Source organism: Mycobacterium sp. E2733 (assembly GCF_001667585.1).
Classification (GTDB): domain Bacteria; phylum Actinomycetota; class Actinomycetes; order Mycobacteriales; family Mycobacteriaceae; genus Mycobacterium.
In genome coordinates this window covers 1-586 of the sequence record NZ_LZJZ01000115.1, presented here as the reverse complement: position 1 = coordinate 586, position 586 = coordinate 1, and the positions used below count along the sequence as shown (strand labels likewise).

The following is a 586-nucleotide window of genomic DNA, read 5'->3' as shown; positions in this document are numbered from 1 at the left end:
GTCGAGACCGGGACGGCCACCCGCTTCCCGTCCATCTCGATCTCGCCGGTCTTGGTGCCGAACGAGATCGTCGAGATCTGCACGCCCTCGGCCTTGGCGGCCCGCGCGGCGGTGAACGCCCCCTGCGGGGCGTTCGGGTCCAGCGGCACGTTCTCCTTGCCGTCGGACTCCAGCACGATGCGCGCCGGCGGGGGGCCGTCGCCGCCCCCCATCACCGAGCCGACCGTCGCGATGGCCTGCAGCGCGGTGAAGAGGCCTTCGCCCGTCGCGGTCTTGGGCGCCGGCTTCAGACCGTCGATCGCCGCCTTCACCGCCTCGCGATTGGTGGTCGGGGAGACCAGCAGCGAGGCGTTGGCCGCGAACTCAACCAGGCCCAGGTTGATGGCCGGCGTCAGCTCGTCGGCGAATTGCCTGCCGGCCACCTTGGCGGCGGTCAGCCGGTCGGGGGGCACGTCGGTGGAGGCCATCGACTCCGAGACGTCGATGACCAGCACGATGACCGCGCGGTTGAGCGGGATCCGGACGTCATGTCGGCCCCGCCATCGCGGTGGTCAACAGCACCAGGCTGAGCAGTGAGACGGCGATG

At 71.2% G+C, this 586-nt stretch carries 1 pseudogene; it reads right to left on the bottom strand.

The annotated features are described in order from the left end of the window. Positions 1–586: pseudogene (locus A5678_RS21370) on the bottom strand (VWA domain-containing protein); the annotation flags it as partial.